Origin of the sequence: Halopseudomonas sp., from assembly GCF_038130085.1 — a bacterium.
Classification (GTDB): domain Bacteria; phylum Pseudomonadota; class Gammaproteobacteria; order Pseudomonadales; family Pseudomonadaceae; genus Halopseudomonas.
The window spans coordinates 147,765-169,762 of sequence record NZ_JAYPMU010000002.1; the positions used below are offsets into that span (position 1 = coordinate 147,765).

Genomic DNA, 21,998 nt, shown 5'->3' on the forward strand with positions numbered 1-21,998 from the left:
ACATGTACGGGTCAGCAGGTCTCCGGCAGGACGGCATTGGTGGTTACGGTCCCCCAGGACAGTGGCTATAAAACGTAATTCCTACACGATCAAAACGGTAGAAAAGCATGAATCTTCACGAATATCAGGGGAAGCAGCTGTTCGCTGAATACGGCCTTCCAGTATCCAAGGGTTTTGCTGTAGACACTCCGGAAGAAGCGGCTGAAGCCTGTGACAAGATTGGCGGCGACATGTGGGTCGTCAAGGCTCAGGTCCACGCTGGTGGCCGCGGCAAGGCTGGCGGTGTAAAGCTGGTCAAGAGCAAGGAAGATGCAAAAGCCTTCGCCGAAAAGTGGCTGGGTCAGCGTCTGGTGACTTACCAGACTGACGCCAATGGTCAGCCGGTTAGCAAGATCCTGGTTGAATCCTGCACCGACATCGCCAAGGAACTGTACCTGGGCGCTGTAGTTGATCGTTCTACTCGTCGCATCGTCTTCATGGCATCCACCGAAGGTGGTGTCGAAATCGAGAAAGTTGCGGAAGAGACCCCTGAGAAAATCCTCAAGGCGACTATCGATCCGCTGGTTGGTCCGCAGCCGTATCAGGGCCGTGAGCTGGCGTTTAAACTGGGCCTCGAAGGCGACCAGATCAAGCAGTTCACCAACATCTTCGTAGGCCTGGGCAAGCTGTTTGCCGACTACGATCTGGCTCTGCTGGAAATCAACCCGCTGGTGATCAAGGAAGACGGCAACCTGCACTGCCTGGACGCCAAGATCAACATCGACGGCAACGCCATGTATCGCCAGCCCAAGCTGCGCGCCATGCACGATCCGTCCCAGGACGACCCGCGTGAAGCCCACGCTGCCAAGTTCGAACTGAACTACGTTGCTCTGGAAGGCAACATCGGCTGCATGGTCAACGGTGCCGGTCTGGCCATGGGCACCATGGACATCGTCAACCTGCACGGCGGCAAGCCGGCTAACTTCCTGGACGTAGGCGGCGGCGCGACCAAAGAGCGCGTAACCGAGGCGTTCAAGATCATCCTGTCCGACTCCAACGTACAAGCCGTTCTGGTCAACATCTTCGGCGGTATCGTTCGCTGCGACATGATCGCTGAAGGCATCATCGGCGCCGTTAAGGAAGTGGGCGTTAAAGTACCGGTTGTTGTCCGTCTCGAAGGCAACAACGCCGATCTCGGCGCCAAGGTACTGGCCGAGAGTGGCCTGAACATCATCGCTGCAACCAGTCTGACCGACGCTGCCCAGCAAGTCGTCAAGGCCGCGGAGGGTAAATAATGAGCATCCTGATCAACAAAGACACCAAGGTAATCTGCCAGGGCTTCACCGGCTCGCAGGGCACGTTCCACTCCGAGCAGGCGATTGCCTACGGCACCAAGATGGTTGGTGGTGTTACTCCGGGCAAAGGTGGTTCTACTCACCTGGGTCTGCCGGTATTCAACACTGTTGCTGAAGCTGTTGAAGCCACTGGCGCCGAAGCCAGCGTTATCTACGTTCCGGCTCCGTTCTGTAAGGATTCCATCCTGGAAGCAGCGAACGGCGGCATCAAGCTGATCGTCTGCATCACCGAAGGTATCCCGACTCTCGATATGCTGGATGCCAAGGTCAAGTGTGACGAACTGGGCGTACGCCTGATCGGCCCCAACTGCCCGGGCGTTATCACCCCCGGTGAGTGCAAGATCGGCATCATGCCGGGCCACATCCACCTGCCGGGCAAGGTTGGTATCGTTTCCCGTTCCGGTACCCTGACCTATGAAGCCGTCAAGCAAACCACTGACGCCGGCTTTGGTCAGTCCACTTGCGTTGGTATCGGTGGTGACCCGATCCCGGGCTCCAACTTCATCGACATCCTGAAGATGTTCCAGGAAGACCCGAAGACCGAAGCGATCGTCATGATCGGTGAGATCGGCGGTAGCGCTGAAGAAGAAGCTGCAGCGTTCATCAAAGCCAACGTCACCAAGCCGGTTGTTTCCTACATCGCTGGTGTTACTGCTCCGGCAGGCAAGCGTATGGGTCACGCTGGTGCGATCATTTCCGGTGGCAAGGGCACTGCAGACGAGAAGTTTGCTGCTCTGGAAGATGCCGGTGTTAAAACTGTTCGCTCGCTGGCCGACATCGGCGCTGCGCTGGCTGAACTGACTGGCTGGACCATGAAGTAAGCTTCATCGGTCACAGGTAGTGACAAAACCCCGCTTCGGCGGGGTTTTGTTTTATCTGCCACACTTTTTACGTCAGAGGGTTTGGTGGCCCTGTTGCTCTCAGGAAAAATTGCATATGAAGGCATTTGACCGGATCAGTGTTTTGCATCTGATGGTGGGCGGGTTGCAGGCGATCCTGGCGTACGGTTTATATCAGTCGGCAGAGTTGAGTGTCTGGCCGGCTACCCATGCGGCGGCCTATATCCCGCTGTTCATGGTAATGGTCTTTTTGCCCCTTAGTTTCTATTGCGCAAGCGATGCGATGGCAGTCAAGCGCTGGCTGCTCAGCATCAGCGTAGCCAGCGTTTCGGCTTTAGTCGGTCTGCATCAAGGTTTGACTGCCAGTAGTATCGGCAGGCGTGGTGATGTCGCGAGCGACTGGACGCCCGCGCATGTTGGCGACTATCTGGCGCCCGCGCTGATCCTGGCTATTGCCGTATTTTTGTTGGTCCCGGCGTTGGCGTTGCTGCAGCGTAAGACATGGCGCGTCGACTATGGAGACTGGGTGGACGCCCTGCAGCGCAATGCGCTGCTGTTGCTCCAGGCTGGATTGGTGCTTGCGTTGTTCTGGGGCGTGCTAGCCTCTGCGGCCGGCTTGTTCCAGTTGGTTGAATTGCGCTTTCTGTCGGAGCTGATTCAGGAAGCGTGGTTCTCAATCCCCTTGAGCACGCTGGTTTTTTCGCATGCGGTTTCGGTTGTCGTGCGCACGCACAGGGTCTCTGATTTTATCTATCTGCGTTCTCGGCAGCTGGGTGGCTGGTTGTATCCGCTCGCCGCGGTGCTTGCTATCTGCTTCGTGTCCAGTTGGGCGGTGCAAGGCATAGGTGGCCTTTTATCGACGGGGCGGGCTGCGAGCCTTTTGCTCTGGTTCGTCGTGCTCAGCCTGTTGCTGCTCAATCTCGCCTCGCGGGGCGGTGTTGAGGTCGGGACGCAGGCTCGCGGTGTCCGTTTGCTTACGGCGATGGGCAAGCTCGCGTTGCTGCCGATGGTGGTTGTGGCTGGATATTCGCTGGGCCTGCGTATCGATCAGTATGGGCTTACGCCTGAGCGTATCTGGGCACTGGTTGTCGTGGCGGTTGTCGGGCTGCTGGTGCTGGGATATGCCATCGACGCTGCCGGTACCTTGCTCGGTGGGTATTCGGGGCGCTGGATGCCAGCGGCGAACGTCGTTGCGTCCGTTGTTGCCGTGGTCTTGATTTTGTTGCTGCTGGGCGGAGCGCTGGATCCGCGGCGGCTGAGCGTAGATAGCCAGATGGCGCGCCTGAACGCCGGACAAGGCAGTGAACAGGCGCTCATTAATTTCCTCGCCTGGCAAGGGGGCGGTTATGGCGTAGCCGCATTGACCGAGCTGGCACGTCGCCCAACAGGGGACGACAGCGCGGCGCAAAGGCGCGCCGCTATGGCGCTGCAGGCACTGGGGCGTATGCAGGACAGTCAATCTCGACAGCATCAGGTGCTGTCGGCTCTACCGGTTTTTCCCCCGGGCATTACCTTGCCCGATACGCTATTGGATCGCTTGGCTGATGAGCCGGCCATGGCTGGCTGCAGCACTCAGGTTGCCGACCCGAACGCCTGCCTGCTGTGGGCGTTCCGGCCGGACGAGGAGGGTGCGATGGCGTTTGTAGTGCTGAGTCGCGAGCTCATCGAGCCGATGCCCTTTGGCCGAATTTGGCTGGCTGACGAGCATGGGAACTGGGTTGCCCGCGGGCAGCTGGGGCGCCCTCAGGCGGTGGCTGGCTGCGCGGAAGTTGATGACCGCCCAGCGGGTTTGTTCGATGCTGTTGTGCAGAACAGGGTAGAATTCGCGGCCAAAAAGTTGCGTGATCTGGTTTTTGACCAGATTCGTATTCCGACGACCATGTGGTCTACCGACAGCTGCCGGTAGCCTCTGGTGCTTCAACTCATGTTCGAGGGTACAGGGATTTGTTACTCGTACAGCGAACATTCATATAAGACGTTATGACCAAACAACTTACACCCATTGATATTCTCGCCCTCGGGTTTATGACCTTCGCGTTATTTCTGGGCGCAGGTAATGTGATTTTTCCGCCGGGCGCTGGGCTGGCCGCCGGCGAGAATATTTGGCCGACTGCAGTCGGCTTTCTGATTACCGCTGTTGGTTTGCCGTTGCTGACGCTGATTGCCCTGGCGCGGGTTGGGGGAGGTCTTGCGCAACTGACTGGCCCCCTTGGCCGGGTTGCCGGAGTGGTTCTCAGTGTACTGGTCTATCTGGCGATTGGCCCCTTGTTCGCTACGCCACGCACTGCCGTTGTTTCTTATCAGATTGGAGTCGTGCCTTTTGTACAGGACGGCTGGCAGGCTTTGCTGGGTTACTCCGTTATCTATTTTGCATTGGTCATCTTTCTGGCTCTCAAGCCTGGGCAACTGGTCGACCGCATCGGTAAGTACATTACCCCGGTGCTGCTGTCTGGCCTGTTCCTGCTGGGGCTGGCTGCGCTGTTGTTCCCCGCAGGTGAGATGCATGCACCGGCCGAGCAGTACCGCTCTGCGCCTTTGATTCAGGGCTTCCTGCAGGGCTATCTGACGATGGACACGTTGGGCGCGCTGGTATTCGGTATTGTTATTACGACGGCCATTCGTGACCGCGAGGTAACCGAGAACCGTCTGATTACCCGATATACCGTTCTGGCAGCGATTATCGCCGCTGCCGGTTTGTCGCTGGTTTATCTGGCGTTGTTCTACCTGGGCGCCACCAGTGGGGCGTTGGTGGAGTCCGGCGTCAACGGCGGGCAGATCTTGGCGTCCTACGTTCAGCACCGGTTCGGCACAGCTGGCAGCGCTTTGTTGGCGCTGGTGATCATTTTGGCGTGCCTGACCACGGCGGTGGGCCTGCTGACTGCCTGTGGCGAGTATTTCAGCCGCCTGCTGCCAGTCAGCTATCAGTCGGTGGTTTGGGTGTTTGGTCTGTTCAGCATGATTGTTGCCAACCAGGGCCTCGATAGCTTGATCAGTGTGTCTATTCCGGTATTGGTTGGCCTATATCCGCTGGCCATCGTGCTGGTTTGCATGAGCCTGCTGTGCGCTGGTATGACTCGTCCGCAGAACCTGATGCGACCGGTGATGCTGGTTACCTTGGTGTTCGGTGTGATTGATGGTTTGAAGGCGGCCGGGCTTATCAGCAGCGCCGGCGCCTGGATTGACGCGCTGCCGTTGTCTGATCAGAGCCTGGGATGGTTGCTGCCGGTCGCGGTTACCTTGCTGGCAGCTATACTCCTTGAGTATCTGCGTCACGGCAGTCTGCGTCGCTAAATGATCGGGCGCTGCTGGTGCCCGATTGAAGACGTGCTGGTGGTACCTGAGGAGAGGTAATGCTGTCGATTCCGGATGCGGGAAGTGTTTGGGTCAACCTGCTGGCGATCAGCTGGTTTTTGCTGTGTTGGGTGGGTTACACCCTGTATGCCTTACGCAAGGGGCGTGATACGGCTTGCCTGGCCAGTGTGCTTCATCTGTACCGTCGCGATTGGATGAACCGCTTGCTGATGCGCGAGCAGCGTATGGCCGATGCCAGTGTCATTGGTAACCTTGAGCGCAATACCTCCTTTTTTGCATCCAGCACGCTCCTGATTCTGGCTGGTCTGATCACCGTGATCGGGGCGTCAGACAAGGCGGTGGTACTGCTGCACGAACTGCCCTTTGTCGCTCAGGTCAGCCGCGAAATATTCGAGCTTAAGCTGCTGGTGCTCACGGCAATCTTTGTTTATGCGTTTTTTACCTTTTCGTGGGGCATGCGGCAGTACAATTTTGCGTCTGTACTGCTGGGGTCTGCGCCTCTGCTGGGTGAGAAGAATGTGACTGAGGCAGAGCGTAATGCTTATGCCGAGCGGATGGCGCGAGTGCTCTCCATGGCCGGAAACGAGTTCAACCTCGGGCTGCGGTCCTACTATTTCGCGTTGGGCGCACTTACCTGGTTCATCAACCCGCTGCTGTTTATCCTGACTGTCGCTGGCGTGGTGGTGGTACTGTATCGCCGAGAATTTCATTCGGATGTGCTGCACATCATGATGTTCAGCCCTGCGCCGATACCACCTGCCGTACAAATGGAGAAAACGGAATGAGCGTGCCTCTCTGGAGTTTGTTTATTGCTGCGTTGCTGTTGGTACTGACCAAGGTCCCTGTTGCTGTTGCGCAGGGCCGCTCTGGAAAAGGGTACGACAATGCTAACCCGCGTGCGCAGCAGGCCGCGCTGACGGGGTGGGGCGCTCGAGCACTGGCTTCGCATCAGAATATGATCGAGGCATTTCCGCTGTTTGCTGCCGGGGTGCTGGTAGTGCTGGTGACAGGCACCAGTGGCAGTCTGGCCAACGTGTTTTGTCTGCTATTTATCGGCTGCCGGCTGGCTTACAGCGCGTTTTACCTGATGAATCTGGCCGCATTGCGCAGCCTGGTGTGGGTCGCCGGGTTTATTTGCTGCTTGGGACTGCTGCTAATTCCGGCGCTGGCGTGACGTGAAGGCAGGCATGCCGGGCGGCATGCCTGCACCACAGAGATTATTCCTCCATGGCTTTCTCCATTTCGTCTTTGGAGTCGGTCGCCGCTTCTTGAACAGCATCCGCTTTCTCTTCTACGTACTCTGCGGATGTGTCATACGCTTGCTGAACGTTTTCCTTGGTTGCGTCATAGGCTTCCTGAACGTTCTCCTTGGTCGCGTCGTACGCTTCCTGAACTTGCTCGCCTGCCGCCTCAACCTTTTCCTGCAGCACTTCGCCGGCGGTCTGCTCATTGCCCGTCATTTCACGCGCTTTTTGTTCGGTTGCCTCGGCGACGTCGTGTGCGGCGTCCTTCATGCTGTCGACCGCGTCTGACATGGACTCGCGGGCGTCCTGCATTTTGTCCTCGGCGCTTTCCTGACAACCAGCCAGCAGACCTACGCCAGCCATCAGTACGAATGCAGCTGCTACTTTTTTCATCGGTTCTCTCCTTGATAGTCAGGGCGTTAGCGTTGCCCCTTCTTATTGTGCTTCTTGGGCTTTCTGCTCGATGGCCTCACCCGTACTCTCTGCTGCCTCGCCCATGCTTTGTACCGCATCGGACATTGACTGCTTCGCGTCTTCCAACTTGTCCTCCGGTTCTTGCTGGCAACCGGTTAGCCAAAGGCTGGCAGTCAACGCCAAAGCCGCAGCGACATATCCCTTATGATTCATCTGATCACTCCTGCTGGTCAGTGGATTCAATGGGTTAGTGCCGGTTATGGGTGGCAAAGTTCAATGTGTGGCCAACTTATGGAGTCTAGTCCACGTTCTGGGTACTATGCTCAGCCTTATCGAATAACCTTGTCAGGGTCGTCCCGTTCATGAGTGAAATCGAACTGCGCGCACGCAATTTTCTGTCGGCGTTGCGCCATTGCCAGCATCTGCAGATGACGGTTGAGCAGGCTGACCAGCAAGGCTTGGTGCTGCGGTTGCCCTACAGTGAGCAGATTGTTGGCAACCCGGTAACGGGTGTCATTCATGGTGGCGCGATTACAACCCTGATGGATACCTGCTGCGGTATTTCCACGGTTTGCTACCTGCCTGAATTCGAGATTTGCCCGACACTCGATTTGCGTATCGACTACATGCATCCGGCAGAGCCGGGTAAGCCGATCTTTGGTTTTGCTGAATGCTATCGCGTGACGCCGACAGTCATTTTTACGCGCGGTATCGCTTACCAGGATGATCGTGCGCAGCCCATCGCGCATGTGGTGGGTACCTTTATGCGCATGGGTAAGGCAGTAGATCAGGCGGATCTGGCGAAGCAGATTGATAAGGGGGATGCATGAGCCTGAGTGAGCGCCACGTGCAGCAAATCATCAATCAGGCGCATGAGAGTGGCGATTACAACCAACTGGTTGAGTTGATCCCCTACGCCCGCATGATCGGCATGCAGGTCACGCGTCTGGGCAACGAAGCGTTCTTCACGCTGCCGCGCCAAGAGGTCAATATTGGCAACCCGGTACTGCCAGCGTTGCACGGTGGTGTTATTGCCGGGTTTATGGAGCAGTCTGCGATGCTTCACCTCATGATGTTCATGAACAGTGAGGTGTTTCCTAAAATCATCGACTTTTCGGTGGATTACCTCCGCGCCGGGTTGTACCGTGATACCTATGCGACCTGCCAGGTCTGGCGTCAGGGCAGACGTGTTGGCAATGTCGCGATTACGGCCTGGCAAACGCATTCAAGCGAGCCAATTGCCACCGCGCGAGCACATTTCAAGCTGGACTAGATCGGTTATCGGGAGTAGATCAGGCGACATGGAAGCCTTGTTAATACTGGGTGGAATGGTGGCGCTGGCTGTGTCTTGGGCATGGTTGGTGTTTGGCAGTCTTGGCCTCGGGCCAGGGCCCCTTATGGTCGCCACCTTGTTACCGGTGGTCACGCCATTTCTGCGTGGTCGGGGGTACCCGGTGTTTCCGCGTGTGCTGCTGGTTCTGGCATTGGCTTCAGTGGTTGTTGGTGTTGCGTTGCTGTATCGCGATCAGCCGGAACGTTTCGAGCGTCTGCTCAGCGGTGACTGGGCCAGCGCATCCACTGAGGCAGAGCTTGCCGGTACCCTGATGGGACAGCCCTTTGTTCCGAATGAGGTTTACTGGCGTGGCGATCAGCTGGTTTTTTCCGAGTCAGCGGGCAACCGCACGCGGCGTTCGCTAGTTGTGCGGTTCGATAAGGCGGCCTCGCTGCTGCAGGGTACTGCAATCGACCTGTTGCCGGGTGATGATGGTCCATGGCCTGAAGTCGTTATTCAGTGGTATACCGGTGCCCTTACTGCACCCGGTTTGCGCCGCATTCCCTCCGCCTACACCTTGAGTATTGCGTTGGCGCCAGTGGGGGCAGATAAAACAGACATGACGGTGCATCTGCATCTGCCTGCCGAGCATGCTACTCGCCTTGCCGGACGCATAGTGCTGGATGGGCAGCCTGAGTGGTTGGGCAAGTCCCTTAACGCGCCTGCGCCAGTCGTAGTTGAGCAGGCTCCAGCGCCAGTGCAACCGCAGGGCTGGCAAGAGTTGAGTTTGCAGACCCTGTTGGAGCGACCTGTACGCTTTATCGGGCAACCGACCCGAGTGCTTACGGTAGCAGGGCGCAGCTTTGAAGGTGTGCTGAAGGACGTTACCGGCGACAGGCGCATCGTTTTGTCCCTGCCCCAGGGCGCCAATCAGGTGGATTTTCAGTTTCACCCGGAAGACATTGCGCTCATCGAGTCACGTGCACGCCGCTGATCTGTTCAGTGAGCTGCTTGCAGGGCCTTGAAACTATTCAAATTGTCCCCATCTCTAGATGCATCGCCGGAATGCCCGGCTTCGCCATGAACTGCATCATTGGAGACACTTCGTTATGACCGTGGACGCTCATAAGGAAACACTCGGATTCCAGACTGAGGTAAAGCAGCTGCTTCACCTCATGATTCATTCGATGTACTCGAACAAGGAAATCTTTCTTCGCGAGCTGATTTCCAACGCATCGGATGCCTCTGATAAGTTGCGCTTCGAAGCGATCGCCACTCCGGCGCTGCTCGAGGATCAGCCTGAGCTGCGCATTCGTATCAGTGCAGATCCTGCAGCCAATACCCTGACCATCGAAGATAATGGTATCGGTATGTCTCGCCAGGAGGTGATCGACCACCTGGGGACCATCGCCAAATCGGGTACTGCCGCCTTTATGCAGCAGTTGACCGGCGATCAGAAGAAAGACTCGCAGTTGATTGGCCAGTTCGGGGTCGGCTTCTACAGTGCGTTCATCGTCGCCGACAAGGTGGAAGTCTTTACCCGTCGCGCTGGTCTGACTGCCAGCGAGGGCGTGCACTGGGAGTCGGCAGGTGAGGGCGAGTTCAGTATCGCAACCATCGAGAAGCCCGAACGCGGCACCCGAATCGTGTTGCATCTGAAGGCCGCAGAGAGCGAGTTTGCGGATGGCTTCCGCCTGCGCAATGTTGTCACCAAGTACTCGGACCATATTTCCCTGCCGATTGAGTTGCCGAAGCAGCATCACGGCGAGGAAAAGGACGCGCCCGCCGAACCGGAATGGGAGAGCGTAAACCGCGCCAGTGCGCTCTGGACTCGCGGCCGCACAGAGGTGTCGGACGAAGAGTACAAAGAGTTTTACAAACACGTAGCCCACGACTTCGAAGACCCGCTGAGCTGGAGCCACAACAAGGTTGAAGGCAAGCTTGAGTACACCAGTTTGTTGTATGTGCCGGGCCGTGCACCGTTCGACCTGTATCAGCGCGAAGCGCCGCGTGGTCTCAAGCTGTATGTTCAGCGCGTGTTCATCATGGACGATGCAGAGCAGTTCCTGCCGCTGTATCTGCGCTTTATTAAAGGTGTAGTTGACTCCAATGATCTGTCTCTGAACGTATCGCGTGAGATTCTGCAGAAGGATCCGGCCATCGACAGCATGAAGTCGGCGCTGACCAAGCGTGTGCTGGATATGCTGGAGAAGATGGCCAAGAAGGACGCCGATCAGTACGCGACCTTCTGGAAGGCCTTTGGCAGCGTGATGAAGGAAGGGCCGGCAGAAGACTTCGCTAATCGCGAAAAGATCGCTGGTCTGCTGCGTTTTGCATCAACTGCGCAGAATGACGACAGTGAAGTCGTCGGTCTGGATGCCTACCTCGAGCGCATGGTTGAAGGGCAGGACAAGATCTACTACCTCACTGGCGAGCGCTATGCTCAGGTCAAGAACAGCCCGCATCTGGAAATCTTCCGTAAGAAGGGCATTGAAGTACTGCTGCTGACTGATCGTATTGACGAGTGGCTGATGAGTCACCTCAGTGATTACAAGGGCAAGCAGTTCGTTGATGTTGCCCGTGGTGATCTGGATCTCGGCAAGCTCGAAGCAGAGGAAGATAAGCAGGAGCAGGAGAAGGCTGCGCAGGAGAAGGCAGACCTGGTCAAGCGCATTCAGGATGTGTTGAAGGACGACCTCCAGGAAGTGCGTGTTTCCCATCGTCTGACCGATTCGCCAGCCGTGCTGGTCATCAATGAAGACGACATGGGGCTGCAGATGCGCCGCATTCTGGAGGCGACCGGCCAGAAGGCGCCGGACAGCAAGCCGATTCTTGAGATCAATCCGGCGCATCCGCTGCTGGATCGGCTGGACCGGGAGGCAGATGAAGAGCGCTTTGCTGACTTGAGCCGCATCCTGTTCGATCAGGCTGCTTTGGCGGCAGGTGAGTCGCTGAATGATCCGGCCGCGTATGTGCGTCGTCTCAATACGCTGCTGGTTGAGCTGAGCCGTTAAGCAGATGCTATGGGCGCTGAGGCGCCCATGCATTGGCAATAAAAAAGCCTCTGCCCGAAAGGACAGAGGCTTTTTGTTATCGGTACGACAGGATCAAGCCTGGTTGTAACCGAAGATCGACTTGACCTCGAGGAAGTCTTCGAAGCCGTAGTGACCCCACTCGCGGCCAATGCCGGACTCCTTGTAGCCGCCGAAGGGCGCGCGCGGGTCGAGTTGGGCGCCGTTCAGGTGAACCATGCCGGTGCGGATACGACGAGCGACGTTACGTGCGCGGTCAAGGTCGCTTGAGGAGACATAGCCGGACAGGCCATAGCGAGTGTCGTTGGCAATGCGTACCGCGTCGTCTTCATCTTCATAGCCGATGATCGACAGCACGGGGCCGAAGATTTCTTCACGGGCGATGGTCATCTCGTTATTGACGTGGCTGAAGATGGTCGGCTTGACGTAGTAGCCTTTGTCCAGGCCGTCCGGGCGGCCCGGGCCGCCAGCGACAACCTTGGCACCTTCTTCGATGCCGGTAGTAATCAGGTCCTGAATCTTGGTCCACTGAGCCTTCGACACGACCGGGCCAATGACGGTGTCAGCTGCATTCGGGTCGCCCGGCTTGACCTTGGACACGACTGCCTGCGCGATCGCAGCAACTTCATCCATGCGGCTGTTCGGGACCAGCATGCGCGTCGGCGCGTTGCAGGATTGACCGCTGTTGTTCATGCAGGACATGACGCCGTGAGCAACCATCTTCTCGAAGTTGACGTCGTCAAGCAGGATGTTGGCCGACTTGCCGCCCAACTCCAGAGCCACGCGCTTGATGGTTTGAGCGCCATTGGCCATGACCTGGCGACCAGCACCGGTAGAGCCTGTGAAGGACATCATATCGATATCCGGGTGGCCGGACATGGCGGCACCGACGGTTGGGCCGTCGCCGTTGACCAGGTTGAAGACGCCAGCCGGAACGCCGGCTTCATCCAGAATTTCGGCCAGGATCAGCGCAGACAGTGGAGCAACTTCCGACGGCTTCAGCACCATGGTGCAGCCGGTGGCAAGGGCAGGGGCGACCTTGCAGGTCAGTTGGTTCATCGGCCAGTTCCAAGGGGTGATCAGGCCGCAGACACCGATAGGTTCTTTGGTTACCAGCGTGGTGCCGATGGTTTCTTCGAATTCAAACTCTTTCAGTGCGCCGAGCGCTGCGGCAAAGTGGCCGAGCCCGGAAGGTGCCTGAGCGGCCTGAGCCAGCTTGGCGGGCGCGCCCATCTCCTGGGAGATCGCGACAGCAACATCACCCATGCGCTTCTTGAATACTTCGATGACGCGCTCAAGCAGAGCGATACGCTCTTCACGAGTCGTCTGGGAGTAACTGTCAAAGGCGGCCTTGGCGGCGGCGACAGCCAGATCAACGTCTTCCTTGTTACCGAGGGCAATGGTCGCAACGGCTTCTTCGGTGGCAGGGTTGATGACATCGAGGGTCTGAGTACCCTTCGGGGCAACCCATTGGCCGTTGATGTAGAACTGCTGGTAATGGCTCATTCTGCATGGCTCCTTGTTGTTGGGGTGTTGCTTAGGCGTTCAACCTTAGCATTGTCGCTGACAGCGCAGCAGCAGATTTCTTGTGAAGCAGTGTAATTGACGCGCGGTTGTCGCCTTTCGATACAACTCGCATGGCTCTATAATACGGGCGCTCGAAAAGACTGAATACTTGACTGAAATGCTTGGATATTGCATAGTGCCCCGGTGAATTTATCCGCTCGAGAGCGTCTATGCGATTGACCACCAAGGGGCGTTACGCCGTCACAGCCATGCTGGATCTGGCGTTACACGAGGACCAGGGCCCCATCACGCTGGCTGACATTTCAATGCGCCAGGGCGTTTCCATTTCCTATCTTGAACAGCTGTTTGCCAAGCTGCGTCGCAGCAAGCTGGTTGAGAGTGTTCGCGGTCCTGGCGGCGGCTACAAGCTGGCGGGTGGCGCGGCGGCAATCAGCGTTGCACAGATCGTCGAGGCGGTGAATGACTCGATGGACGCGACGCGCTGCTTGGGCAAGGGTGACTGCCAGGACGGTGCGGTCTGCTTGACCCACCATCTGTGGTCTGACCTGAGTACCAGACTACGCCAGTTTCTCGACGAGATAAGCCTGGCTGACCTGGTGTCACGCGAAGATATTCAGCGTGTTAGCTCGCGTCAGGATCATTGCGCTTCAAAGGTGCGGAGCACCGTGAGCGCGCTCGAACGAATTATATAAAGAGTCGCAGAGCTCTCCATGCATGTGGCGCCCAAGGGCGGACGCATGCCTGAATCAAGAAGTGGCGACCCCGTCTGAAGCGGCGGTTGCAAGATTGAGGTGATACCGTGACTGAAGAAGTCGAAAGCCTGATCAGGAAGGACTATGCGGCCGGGTTCCACTCGTCCATCGAGTCCGAGACTCTGCCTCCTGGGCTGAATGAAGACGTTATCCGTTTCATTTCCGCCAAGAAAGGGGAGCCTGAGTGGTTGCTCGAATGGCGACTCAAGGCATTCCGTTCCTGGCAGGAAATGGAAGAGCCAACATGGGCGCATGTGCATTACCCGGAAATCGACTTCCAGGCGGTGTCCTATTACTCCGCGCCCAAAAGCATGGACAGCAAGCCCAAGAGCCTCGATGAGGTGGATCCAGAGCTGCTGGCCACCTACGAAAAACTGGGTATCCCGCTTCACGAGCAGGAAATGCTGGCAGGTGTCGCCGTTGATGCGGTCTTTGACTCGGTCTCGGTCGTTACTACCTTTCGTGAAAAGCTGCTCGAAGCCGGTGTGATTTTCTGCCCGATCAGCGAGGCAGTGCATAAGTATCCAGAGCTGATCAAGCAGTATCTGGGCAGTGTCGTACCGCAGAAAGACAACTTCTATGCTGCGCTGAACTCCGCGGTGTTCTCGGATGGCTCCTTCGTCTATATCCCCAAGGGCGTGCGTTGCCCGATGGAGTTGTCGACTTATTTCCGCATCAACGAGATGAATACTGGGCAGTTTGAGCGCACGCTGATCGTTGCCGACGAGGGTTCCTACGTCAGCTACCTGGAAGGCTGTACTGCACCGATGCGCGACGAGAACCAGTTGCACGCCGCAGTGGTTGAGCTGGTCGCCCTGGATAACGCCCAGATCAAGTACTCCACCGTTCAGAACTGGTATCCGGGCAACGCGGAAGGCAAGGGCGGCATCTATAACTTCGTGACCAAGCGTGGCATTGCCCATACCAATGCGAAGATCTCCTGGACCCAGGTTGAAACCGGGTCAGCGGTGACCTGGAAATACCCGAGCTGCATCCTCAAGGGGGACAACAGCGTGGGCGAGTTCTACTCGGTGGCGCTGACCAACAACTTCCAGCAGGCCGATACCGGCACCAAGATGATTCATCTTGGCAAGAACACCCGTTCGACAATCGTTGCCAAGGGTATCTCTGCCGGCCGCAGCGACAGCGCCTATCGTGGCCTGGTGCGCATCAACCCCGGTGCTGAAGGGGCGCGTAACTACACCCAGTGCGATTCGCTGCTGATCGGCGACCGCTGCGGTGCGCATACCTTCCCGTACATCGAAAGCAAGAACCCGAGCGCCGTTGTGGAGCACGAGGCAACAACCTCCAAGGTCAGCGATGACCAGTTGTTCCTGTGCCAGCAGCGTGGTCTGGATGCCGAGAAGGCGGTCTCGATGATCGTCAACGGCTTCTGCCGCGAGGTGTTCAAAGAGCTGCCCATGGAGTTTGCGGTGGAAGCCGGCAAGCTGCTTGAAGTCAGTCTCGAAGGTTCTGTGGGCTGATCGCCGGTTGGCGCAGCTCGAAACGGTTAAAGTAATTTATTAGGCATAAATAATGCTACATATCAAAGACTTGCACGCGAAAGTTGAAGAAAAGGATATCCTCAAAGGGTTGTCCATTGAGGTCAAGCCGGGCGAAGTTCACGCCATCATGGGCCCCAACGGCTCGGGCAAGAGCACCATGGGTAACGTGCTTTCCGGCCGTCCCGGCTATGAAGCCACTGCTGGCAGTGTCACCTTTAAAGGTCACGACCTGCTGGAGATGGAGACCGAAGAGCGTGCACGCGAAGGTCTGTTTCTGGCGTTTCAGTATCCGGTGGAGATTCCCGGCGTCAGCAACATGGAATTCCTCAAGGCGGCAGTTGATGCCAAGCGCAAGCATCAGGGGCTGGATGAGATCTCCTCGGTCGACTTCCTCAAGCTGGCTCGCGAGACATGCAAGCGCGTCAACCTCGACGCCAGCTTCCTCAAGCGCGGTGTGAACGAAGGGTTCTCCGGCGGTGAAAAGAAGCGCAACGAGATCATGCAGATGATGCTGCTGGAGCCGGATCTGTGCATTCTCGACGAGACCGACTCCGGTCTGGATATCGATGCTCTGCAGGTGGTTGCCGACGGCGTCAACGCGATGCGTGACGGCAAGCGCAGCTTCCTGGTGGTAACCCATTATCAGCGTCTGCTCGACTACATCGTGCCGGATTACGTGCACGTCCTGGCCGGCGGTCGTATTGTTAAATCCGGCGACAAGAGTCTGGCTCTGGAACTGGAAGCCAAGGGTTACGGTTGGCTCGAAAACGAGGTGGTCTGATCCATGACTGATTTCCAACAGACAGCCTTGCAGCTTGCTGCTGAGCAGCAGACGCCGGCATGGCTCGCTGCGCTGCGCGAGCAGGGTGCAAGCACCTGGGCTGCCGCAGCCTGGCCCGGCCGCAAGACCGAGCACTGGAAGTACATTTCACTGGCCCCGTTGCAGCAATACGAACAGCTGGGCTGGAGCAGTGAGGCTGATGACGTCGCCCTCGATGCCGTCGAACAGGTCGAGCTGGACGCGATTCGTCTGGTTTTCCTCAACGGTCGCTTCAATGCTGCGCGCTCCAGTGCATTGCCAGCTGGCGTCGTGCGTTTCGCCGATGCCAATGCTGAGCAGCAGGCGCTGATTCAGCAGCATCTGGGCAAAGTCGTCGACAGCGAGCGTCACTTGTTTGCGGCTCTGAGCAACGCCTGGGCTGCAGATGGCGTGCTACTGCACGTTGCCCGCGGTCAGAAGCTGGAAAAGCCGGTCTATATCGTCAACGTGTCCACGCCGCAGGCGAATCCGGTCGCGGCCAGCCAACGCGTGCTGGTGGTGCTGGAAGACAACGCTCAGGCCGAGCTGATTGAGCATTACGCCTCTGACAGTGCCAGCCAGAATGGCTTCGTCAACAGCCTGACCGAGGTAGTGGTTGGTAACAATGCGCAGGTCCAGCATTACCGCATCAACCTGGAGCAGGAAGACCTGCTGCACGTCGGTGGTGTGCATGTGAACCTGCAGCGCGATGCGCGCTTCCACGGCTTTACCCTGGCTCAGGGCAGCCGCCTGAAGCGTATCGACTATCAGGTCAACATGCTCGGCGAGGGTGCGCATCTGGATCTGAACGGTGTCTACTTGCCGCGCAACCGCCAGGTAATTGATTACCACACCAACGTTGAGCACTGTGTACCGCATTGCACCAGCAACGAGGTGTTTCGCGGGATTATCGGTGACTCCGCCAAAGCGGTGTTCAATGGCCGAATTCACATTCATCCGCAGGCGCAGAAGACCCTGGCCGAGCTCAGCAACAAGAACTTGCTGACTTCGCGCACCGCCGAGATCAACACCAAGCCCGAGCTGGAAATCTATGCCGACGACGTGCGCTGCGCGCATGGCGCGACCATCAGCCAGCTGGACGAGACCTCGATGTATTACCTGCAGAGTCGTGGCGTGTCCAAGGCCGATGCCATCACTATGCTGAGCTTTGGGTTTATCAACGAACTGCTCAACGAAGTGCCGGAGCAGGCGGTGCAGGATTACCTGCGTCCGCGTCTGGTCTCTCTGTTTGGCCAGCCGAGCGAGATGGTAGGGCAGATCGGCTATGAATGATCTGGCCAAGCCGTTGCCGTTTGACGCCGAGCGCGTGCGTGCGGACTTCCCGATTTTGCATCAGGAGGTCAACGGCCACCCGCTCGTGTATCTCGATAACGCCGCAACCACGCAGAAGCCGCGCGCGGTGATCCAGGCGCTGGTTGACTACTACGAGCAGGACAACAGCAACGTCCACCGTGGCGCTCACGCGCTGGCGGATCGGGCAACGCAGAAGTTTGAAGCAGCAAGGGTCAAGGTCGCCGAGTTCATCAACGCGCCGGAAGCGCGTCAGGTGATTTGGACCCGCGGCACTACCGAGAGCATTAATCTCGTGGCAGCGAGTTGGGGCCGCGCCAACCTGCAGGCGGGTGACCGGGTGCTGGTGTCAGCGATGGAACACCACTCCAATATCGTGCCTTGGCAATTGGTTGCCGCCGAGAAGGGTGCCAGCGTTGAGCCGATCCCAGTGACCTCTGACGGTACCCTGGATCTCGCAGCGCTGGAAACGATGCTGGATGAGCGCGTGAAACTGGTTGCCTGCGGCCATGTCTCCAATGCGCTGGGTACCGTCAATCCGGTTGCTGACGTGGTGCGTCTGGCGCATGCTGTGGGCGCGCTGGTGCTGATTGACGGCGCACAAGCGGTCAGCCACTGGCCTGTTGACGTACAGGCTCTGGATTGCGACTTCTATACGTTTTCGGCGCACAAGCTGTTTGGCCCGACCGGTCTCGGCGTGCTCTACGGCAAGCGCGAGCTGCTCGAAGCAATGCCTCCGTATCAGGGTGGCGGCGAGATGATCGAGACTGTGAGTTTTGCCGGTACTACGTTCAACCAGCTGCCCTACAAATTCGAGGCAGGTACTCCGGATATTGCGGGTGTGATTGCCTTTGGTGCGGCGATCGACTACCTCAATCAGCTGGATCGTGCGGGTGCTGCGGCTCACGAGCAGGCGCTGCTGGCCTACGCTGAAGAGCGCGCGCACGCGACTCCAGGCATTCGCTTGGTCGGTACCTCGGCGCACAAGACCAGCGTGATGAGCTTTCTGCTTGAAGGTGCGCATCCGAATGACGTTGGCATGCTGCTGGATCAGCAGGGTGTGGCGGTACGTACCGGTAATCATTGCGCGCAGCCGATCATGGAGCAGTTCGGTATTCCGGGTACGGTGCGGGCCAGTCTGGCTTTCTACAACACCCGAGCAGATATCGACCGGCTGTTTGAAGCGCTGGAAAAAGTACGGCAGTTTCTGATTTAGGAGTGCTGCAGATGAGCGTTGAATCCTTTGATCCCAAACAACAGGCGGTGACCGTTACCCCGGCTGCGCTGGCACACTTTCGTCGCCAGCTGAACGGGCAGCAGGGCAAGGCGGTCCGTCTGAGCGTGAAAAAGAGCGGTTGCACGGGCTTCATGTACGCCATTGATCTGGTCGAGCAGGCCTGCGAAAGCGACTTGCACTACCAGCTGGATGAGCAGGTGGAGCTGCTGGTGGACGGCAACAGTCTGCAGGTTCTGTCCGGCACCGAAATTGACTTGGTGCGGGAGGGTATCAACCAGCAGATCAAGTTCATCAATCCTAACGTCAAGGACGAGTGCGGCTGTGGCGAAAGCTTCAGCGTGAACTGATCACTTATCTCGTCTACGGCGCGCCTTGCGGGCGCGCCGTTATCTTTTTGAGGACACTCGATGGAACGTCGCATGGTAGTAGCCCGGGCCGATTGCCCGGCTCGCCGAGTTCCCGATGGAACACCCCTGACCATCCCCAAAGACACCTTCGTGACTATTACTCAGGCGCTCGGCGGAAATTACACCGTGACCTACAACGGTCAGATGGTGCGCGTGGACGGTACTGATGCCGAAGCGCTAGGGCTCGAGCCCGAGCTGCTGTCTTTCCCGGAGCCGACTGATGAACGGATTCAGGAAGAGCAGGTTTGGGAGGCGCTGAAAACCGTATACGACCCTGAAATCCCTGTGGATCTGGTCAACCTCGGACTGATCTATGACGTCGCCGTCGATCAGGTTGCGCGCAAGGTCACTATCCAGATGACCCTTACTGCTCCCGGTTGTGGCATGGGACCGGTGCTGGTCGGTGACGTGGAATACCGTGTCAAGCTGGTACCCAATGTCGATGAGGTCAAGGTTGATCTGGTGTTTGACCCGCCGTGGCAGCGGCACATGATGAGCGAAGAAGCTCAGCTCGAAACTGGCATGTTTTTCTGAGGACGGCAGCACATGAGTCGATTTGGTACGGAAATCACCAGCGAGGATATCGTTGATACCCTGTCATTCTTTGACAGCTGGGAAGACCGCTACAAGTACATCATTGACCTGGGTAAGGAATTGCCTGAGCTGGATCCAAGCCAGCGCACCGAGGAAAACCTGGTGCGTGGTTGCCAGAGTCAGGTCTGGCTGGTGAGCCGCCGCGAGGGCGACAAGCTGTACTTCGACGCTGACAGTGATGCGTTTATCGTCAAAGGTCTCTTGGCGGTGGTGCTTGCGGCGTATAACGGCAAGCCTGCGGAGGAGATCAAGGCCTTCGATGTTGAGGCATACTTCGCCCAGCTCAACTTGCTTAAACACCTGAGTGTGACTCGCGGTAACGGCTTGCGCGCGATGGTGCAGCGTATTCAGGCTGCCGCTGCGGCCTGATTCCTCTTCGTTATGTAGGTCTCTGGTTGTGCTCGGCCGCGACACCGGCTAAGGTCGCTTCGTGGCCCCGCTTTGCGCGCTTTAAGCGGTGAAGCAGACAATAAAAATAACAACACAAGAGTTCTCTGAATGCGCACCTTCTGGTCCAGACTGAAGGACGACTTTCAGTTGTCCATCATCACCCTGGTCGGTGTTCTCGCCGTGCTGGGTGTCACACCCTATGCCGTCTACCGGCTGGGTGAGCGCAATTGGTTGGTGGGTCTAACCGATACCTTTCTTGTCAGCAGCACGCTACTTGTGGTGATTTACGCCTGGCGTACCGGTGACACTATTCGCCCGGGCCAGTTTCTTGCGGCTATCTATTCCCTCGGCGCGTTCCTCGTCAGCATCAAGCTGGGCACCAACGGCGTGTTCTGGATGTACGTGCTGGTTCTGTTCAATTTCTTTGTAGTTCCTCCGTTGCAAAGCGTCATCGCCACCCAGACGACGCTGGCGGCAGTGTGTCTGTATGGCTGGTTTCACCCGGGGCAGGTGTTTGAGAGTGACTACCAGATGGGCTCATTCGTAATGACCTACGAACTGGCCAGCCTGTTTGCGTTTGTCTTCGCCTTTCGTGGTCGAGCGCAACGCAAACAACTTTCCCAACTGGCTACGGAAGATCCACTGACCGGAATTGGCAACCGCCGCACCATGGACCGTGAACTGGACATTGCTTTGGCGGACAGCAAGCGTTATGACCTGAGCTTTGGCCTGCTGGTGCTCGACCTTGATCACTTCAAACAAATTAACGATCAATTTGGGCACGCTGCCGGCGATGAGGTGCTGATCCGTTTTGTTCACCTGGTTGAAGCAGCATGCCGGCCGTCGGATCGGCTGTTTCGCCTGGGCGGGGAAGAGTTTGTTCTGCTGGTACCCAAGGTCACTGGCGAAGCGTTGCACGCTGTCGCTACCAAGGTGCAGCAGTGTGTGCGCGAGGGCTTACGGCGGCCTGATGGCAAACCGGTAACCGTATCGATTGGCGGCTGTTTGCTGGAGGGGCATGACGGCCGCGATTCGTGGCTGCACGACGCCGATGCCTGTCTGTACGCGGCCAAGGACGCAGGGCGCGACTGCATCGTCATCGCGGATGATTAAGCGGAGGTGAGGTTGCAGCGACAGCGGAGCCTCTCTACTATCGACGGACGTGCCTTACTTGGAGGGGAGTTCCATGAAAACAACCTTTACTGATCGCGAGTTCTGGCAAAAACTCCGTTCGCAGGCTCGACTGGCCGGCCGCGAGGTTGTGGAAAAGGCCCTGTGTCTGTACTACGCCGCACGGCGACCGGAAACTCCTGCCTGGGCCAAGGCCGTGATTGTCAGTGTGCTGGCCTACTTCATTGCGCCGCTGGACGCGATTCCCGATTTCACACCCTTGCTCGGCTTTACCGACGATCTTGGTGTGTTTGCCAGCGCTCTGGCGATGGTCGCGATGTATATCGACAGCGACGTGCAGGCCGCGGCACGTCGTCGGGCCGACAGCTGGTTCGGCCCGTTTATTGAAGAGGTAGAAGAGTAATACGGGCAGCTTAGTGTTCGCTGTAAACCCGTTGGTTACCGTCTTTGCTAACGGCAATTACCTGGTAAGCGTCCCGGCGGTCACCCATTTCCATGCCGGGCGAGCCGACCGGCATGCCGGGAACCGCTAGCCCGCGCAGATTGCTGCTTTCATCCAGGGTGAGGATGTCGCTGGCTGGGACATGTCCTTCAATGAAAACGCCCTTGTATACTGCGGTGTGGCAGGATCGCAACGCGGGTGAAATGCCCAGCTCCTGTTTCAGCGACGCTACCTGAGACGTCACATGGTCGTTCACCTCAAAGCCGTTTGCTTCCAGGTGCTCGATCCACGCATGGCAGCAACCGCAGTTGGGGTCACGGTAGACATCAATTTCTGCGGCCTGGGCAAGACCGCTCAGCAGCAGGCTTCCGACAAACAGGTTCTTCATTAATCAGGCTCTCCTCGTTGGTCTGATCAGTGACGCTGCGCCGCTCAGGGCGCTCTGGTACCATGGC

At 57.7% G+C, this 21,998-nt stretch carries 24 protein-coding genes; 20 read left to right on the plus strand and 4 right to left on the minus strand.

From position 1 onward, the window contains the following. The first annotated feature begins 107 nt into the window (after positions 1–107). The 6 genes from sucC (at position 108) to AAFM31_RS02250 (ending at position 6,659) form a co-directional block, all read left to right on the plus strand. Positions 108–1,274 (plus strand): ADP-forming succinate--CoA ligase subunit beta, encoded by a 1,167-nt coding sequence (gene sucC, locus AAFM31_RS02225; protein WP_088274119.1) that lies wholly within the window; start codon positions 108–110, stop codon positions 1,272–1,274. Next, positions 1,274–2,155 carry a succinate--CoA ligase subunit alpha gene (gene sucD / locus AAFM31_RS02230; protein WP_341706260.1) on the plus strand — a complete coding sequence of 294 codons (882 nt, stop codon included), beginning with the start codon at positions 1,274–1,276 and terminating at the stop codon, positions 2,153–2,155. Before sucC ends, sucD begins: the two co-directional genes overlap by 1 nt. Positions 2,156–2,270: 115 nt before the next feature. Beyond that, the gene (locus AAFM31_RS02235) at positions 2,271–4,079 is read left to right on the plus strand and encodes a DUF4153 domain-containing protein (RefSeq protein ID WP_341706261.1); all 1,809 of its coding nucleotides are present in this window, start codon (positions 2,271–2,273) and stop codon (positions 4,077–4,079) included. 74 nt (positions 4,080–4,153) lie between these two features. Beyond that, positions 4,154–5,464, plus strand: coding sequence for a branched-chain amino acid transport system II carrier protein (gene brnQ / locus AAFM31_RS02240; RefSeq protein ID WP_341706262.1), 1,311 nt, complete (start codon positions 4,154–4,156; stop codon positions 5,462–5,464). 59 nt (positions 5,465–5,523) lie between these two features. Then, the gene (locus AAFM31_RS02245) at positions 5,524–6,270 is read left to right on the plus strand and encodes a DUF599 family protein (protein WP_341706263.1); all 747 of its coding nucleotides are present in this window, start codon (positions 5,524–5,526) and stop codon (positions 6,268–6,270) included. Further along, positions 6,267–6,659 carry an MAPEG family protein gene (locus AAFM31_RS02250; protein WP_341706264.1) on the plus strand — a complete coding sequence of 131 codons (393 nt, stop codon included), beginning with the start codon at positions 6,267–6,269 and terminating at the stop codon, positions 6,657–6,659. Before AAFM31_RS02245 ends, AAFM31_RS02250 begins: the two co-directional genes overlap by 4 nt. A 43-nt stretch (positions 6,660–6,702) precedes the next feature. Here the strand turns inward: AAFM31_RS02250 and AAFM31_RS02255 are convergent, their stop codons facing one another. Continuing rightward, positions 6,703–7,122 carry a hypothetical protein gene (locus AAFM31_RS02255; protein WP_341706265.1) on the minus strand — a complete coding sequence of 140 codons (420 nt, stop codon included), beginning with the start codon at positions 7,120–7,122 and terminating at the stop codon, positions 6,703–6,705. 42 nt (positions 7,123–7,164) lie between these two features. Further along, positions 7,165–7,356, minus strand: a complete 192-nt coding sequence (locus tag AAFM31_RS02260) for a hypothetical protein (RefSeq protein WP_341706266.1) — start codon at positions 7,354–7,356, stop codon at positions 7,165–7,167. A gap of 149 nt (positions 7,357–7,505) precedes the next feature. Between AAFM31_RS02260 and AAFM31_RS02265 the strand changes: the two genes are divergently transcribed. The 4 genes from AAFM31_RS02265 to htpG all read left to right on the plus strand — a co-directional run bounded on the left by AAFM31_RS02265 (position 7,506) and on the right by htpG (position 11,430). Further along, positions 7,506–7,973 (plus strand): PaaI family thioesterase, encoded by a 468-nt coding sequence (locus AAFM31_RS02265; RefSeq protein WP_341706267.1) that lies wholly within the window; start codon positions 7,506–7,508, stop codon positions 7,971–7,973. Positions 7,974–7,975: 2 nt separating this feature from the next. Continuing rightward, positions 7,976–8,416 (plus strand): PaaI family thioesterase, encoded by a 441-nt coding sequence (locus tag AAFM31_RS02270; protein ID WP_341706400.1) that lies wholly within the window; start codon positions 7,976–7,978, stop codon positions 8,414–8,416. Between the two features lie 124 nt (positions 8,417–8,540). Then, a complete protein-coding gene (locus AAFM31_RS02275; protein ID WP_341706268.1) occupies positions 8,541–9,410 on the plus strand; it encodes a hypothetical protein in 870 nt (289 codons plus the stop codon). A 115-nt stretch (positions 9,411–9,525) separates the two neighbouring features. Further along, complete coding sequence (htpG, locus tag AAFM31_RS02280) at positions 9,526–11,430, plus strand: molecular chaperone HtpG (protein ID WP_341706269.1); 1,905 nt, start codon at positions 9,526–9,528, stop codon at positions 11,428–11,430. A gap of 93 nt (positions 11,431–11,523) precedes the next feature. Here htpG and AAFM31_RS02285 read toward each other — a convergent pair whose 3' ends face one another. After that, positions 11,524–12,954 (minus strand): aldehyde dehydrogenase family protein, encoded by a 1,431-nt coding sequence (locus tag AAFM31_RS02285; protein WP_341706270.1) that lies wholly within the window; start codon positions 12,952–12,954, stop codon positions 11,524–11,526. Between the two features lie 230 nt (positions 12,955–13,184). Between AAFM31_RS02285 and iscR the strand changes: the two genes are divergently transcribed. The 10 genes from iscR to AAFM31_RS02335 all read left to right on the plus strand — a co-directional run bounded on the left by iscR (position 13,185) and on the right by AAFM31_RS02335 (position 21,504). Beyond that, a complete protein-coding gene (gene iscR / locus AAFM31_RS02290) occupies positions 13,185–13,667 on the plus strand; it encodes a Fe-S cluster assembly transcriptional regulator IscR (protein WP_341706271.1) in 483 nt (160 codons plus the stop codon). A 107-nt stretch (positions 13,668–13,774) separates the two neighbouring features. After that, positions 13,775–15,211: a Fe-S cluster assembly protein SufB gene (sufB, locus tag AAFM31_RS02295; RefSeq protein ID WP_341706272.1), complete on the plus strand. Its 1,437-nt coding sequence runs from the start codon at positions 13,775–13,777 to the stop codon at positions 15,209–15,211. 52 nt (positions 15,212–15,263) lie between these two features. Beyond that, positions 15,264–16,013 carry a Fe-S cluster assembly ATPase SufC gene (sufC, locus tag AAFM31_RS02300; RefSeq protein ID WP_341706273.1) on the plus strand — a complete coding sequence of 250 codons (750 nt, stop codon included), beginning with the start codon at positions 15,264–15,266 and terminating at the stop codon, positions 16,011–16,013. A 3-nt stretch (positions 16,014–16,016) separates the two neighbouring features. Continuing rightward, positions 16,017–17,324, plus strand: a complete 1,308-nt coding sequence (gene sufD / locus AAFM31_RS02305; protein WP_341706274.1) for a Fe-S cluster assembly protein SufD — start codon at positions 16,017–16,019, stop codon at positions 17,322–17,324. After that, the gene (locus tag AAFM31_RS02310; protein WP_341706275.1) at positions 17,317–18,558 is read left to right on the plus strand and encodes a cysteine desulfurase; all 1,242 of its coding nucleotides are present in this window, start codon (positions 17,317–17,319) and stop codon (positions 18,556–18,558) included. The genes sufD and AAFM31_RS02310 overlap by 8 nt, the downstream gene beginning before the upstream one ends. Before the next feature lie 11 nt (positions 18,559–18,569). Further along, positions 18,570–18,926, plus strand: coding sequence for an iron-sulfur cluster assembly accessory protein (locus AAFM31_RS02315; RefSeq protein WP_341706276.1), 357 nt, complete (start codon positions 18,570–18,572; stop codon positions 18,924–18,926). 60 nt (positions 18,927–18,986) lie between these two features. Beyond that, positions 18,987–19,520, plus strand: a complete 534-nt coding sequence (gene sufT / locus AAFM31_RS02320) for a putative Fe-S cluster assembly protein SufT (protein WP_341706277.1) — start codon at positions 18,987–18,989, stop codon at positions 19,518–19,520. Between the two features lie 12 nt (positions 19,521–19,532). Next, the gene (locus AAFM31_RS02325) at positions 19,533–19,949 is read left to right on the plus strand and encodes a SufE family protein (protein ID WP_341706278.1); all 417 of its coding nucleotides are present in this window, start codon (positions 19,533–19,535) and stop codon (positions 19,947–19,949) included. A gap of 129 nt (positions 19,950–20,078) precedes the next feature. Further along, complete coding sequence (locus AAFM31_RS02330) at positions 20,079–21,083, plus strand: GGDEF domain-containing protein (protein WP_341706279.1); 1,005 nt, start codon at positions 20,079–20,081, stop codon at positions 21,081–21,083. 73 nt (positions 21,084–21,156) lie between these two features. After that, positions 21,157–21,504: a YkvA family protein gene (locus tag AAFM31_RS02335; RefSeq protein WP_341706280.1), complete on the plus strand. Its 348-nt coding sequence runs from the start codon at positions 21,157–21,159 to the stop codon at positions 21,502–21,504. Positions 21,505–21,514: 10 nt separating this feature from the next. Here AAFM31_RS02335 and AAFM31_RS02340 read toward each other — a convergent pair whose 3' ends face one another. Next, a complete protein-coding gene (locus AAFM31_RS02340; RefSeq protein WP_341706281.1) occupies positions 21,515–21,931 on the minus strand; it encodes a DUF411 domain-containing protein in 417 nt (138 codons plus the stop codon). Positions 21,932–21,998 lie beyond the last annotated feature (67 nt).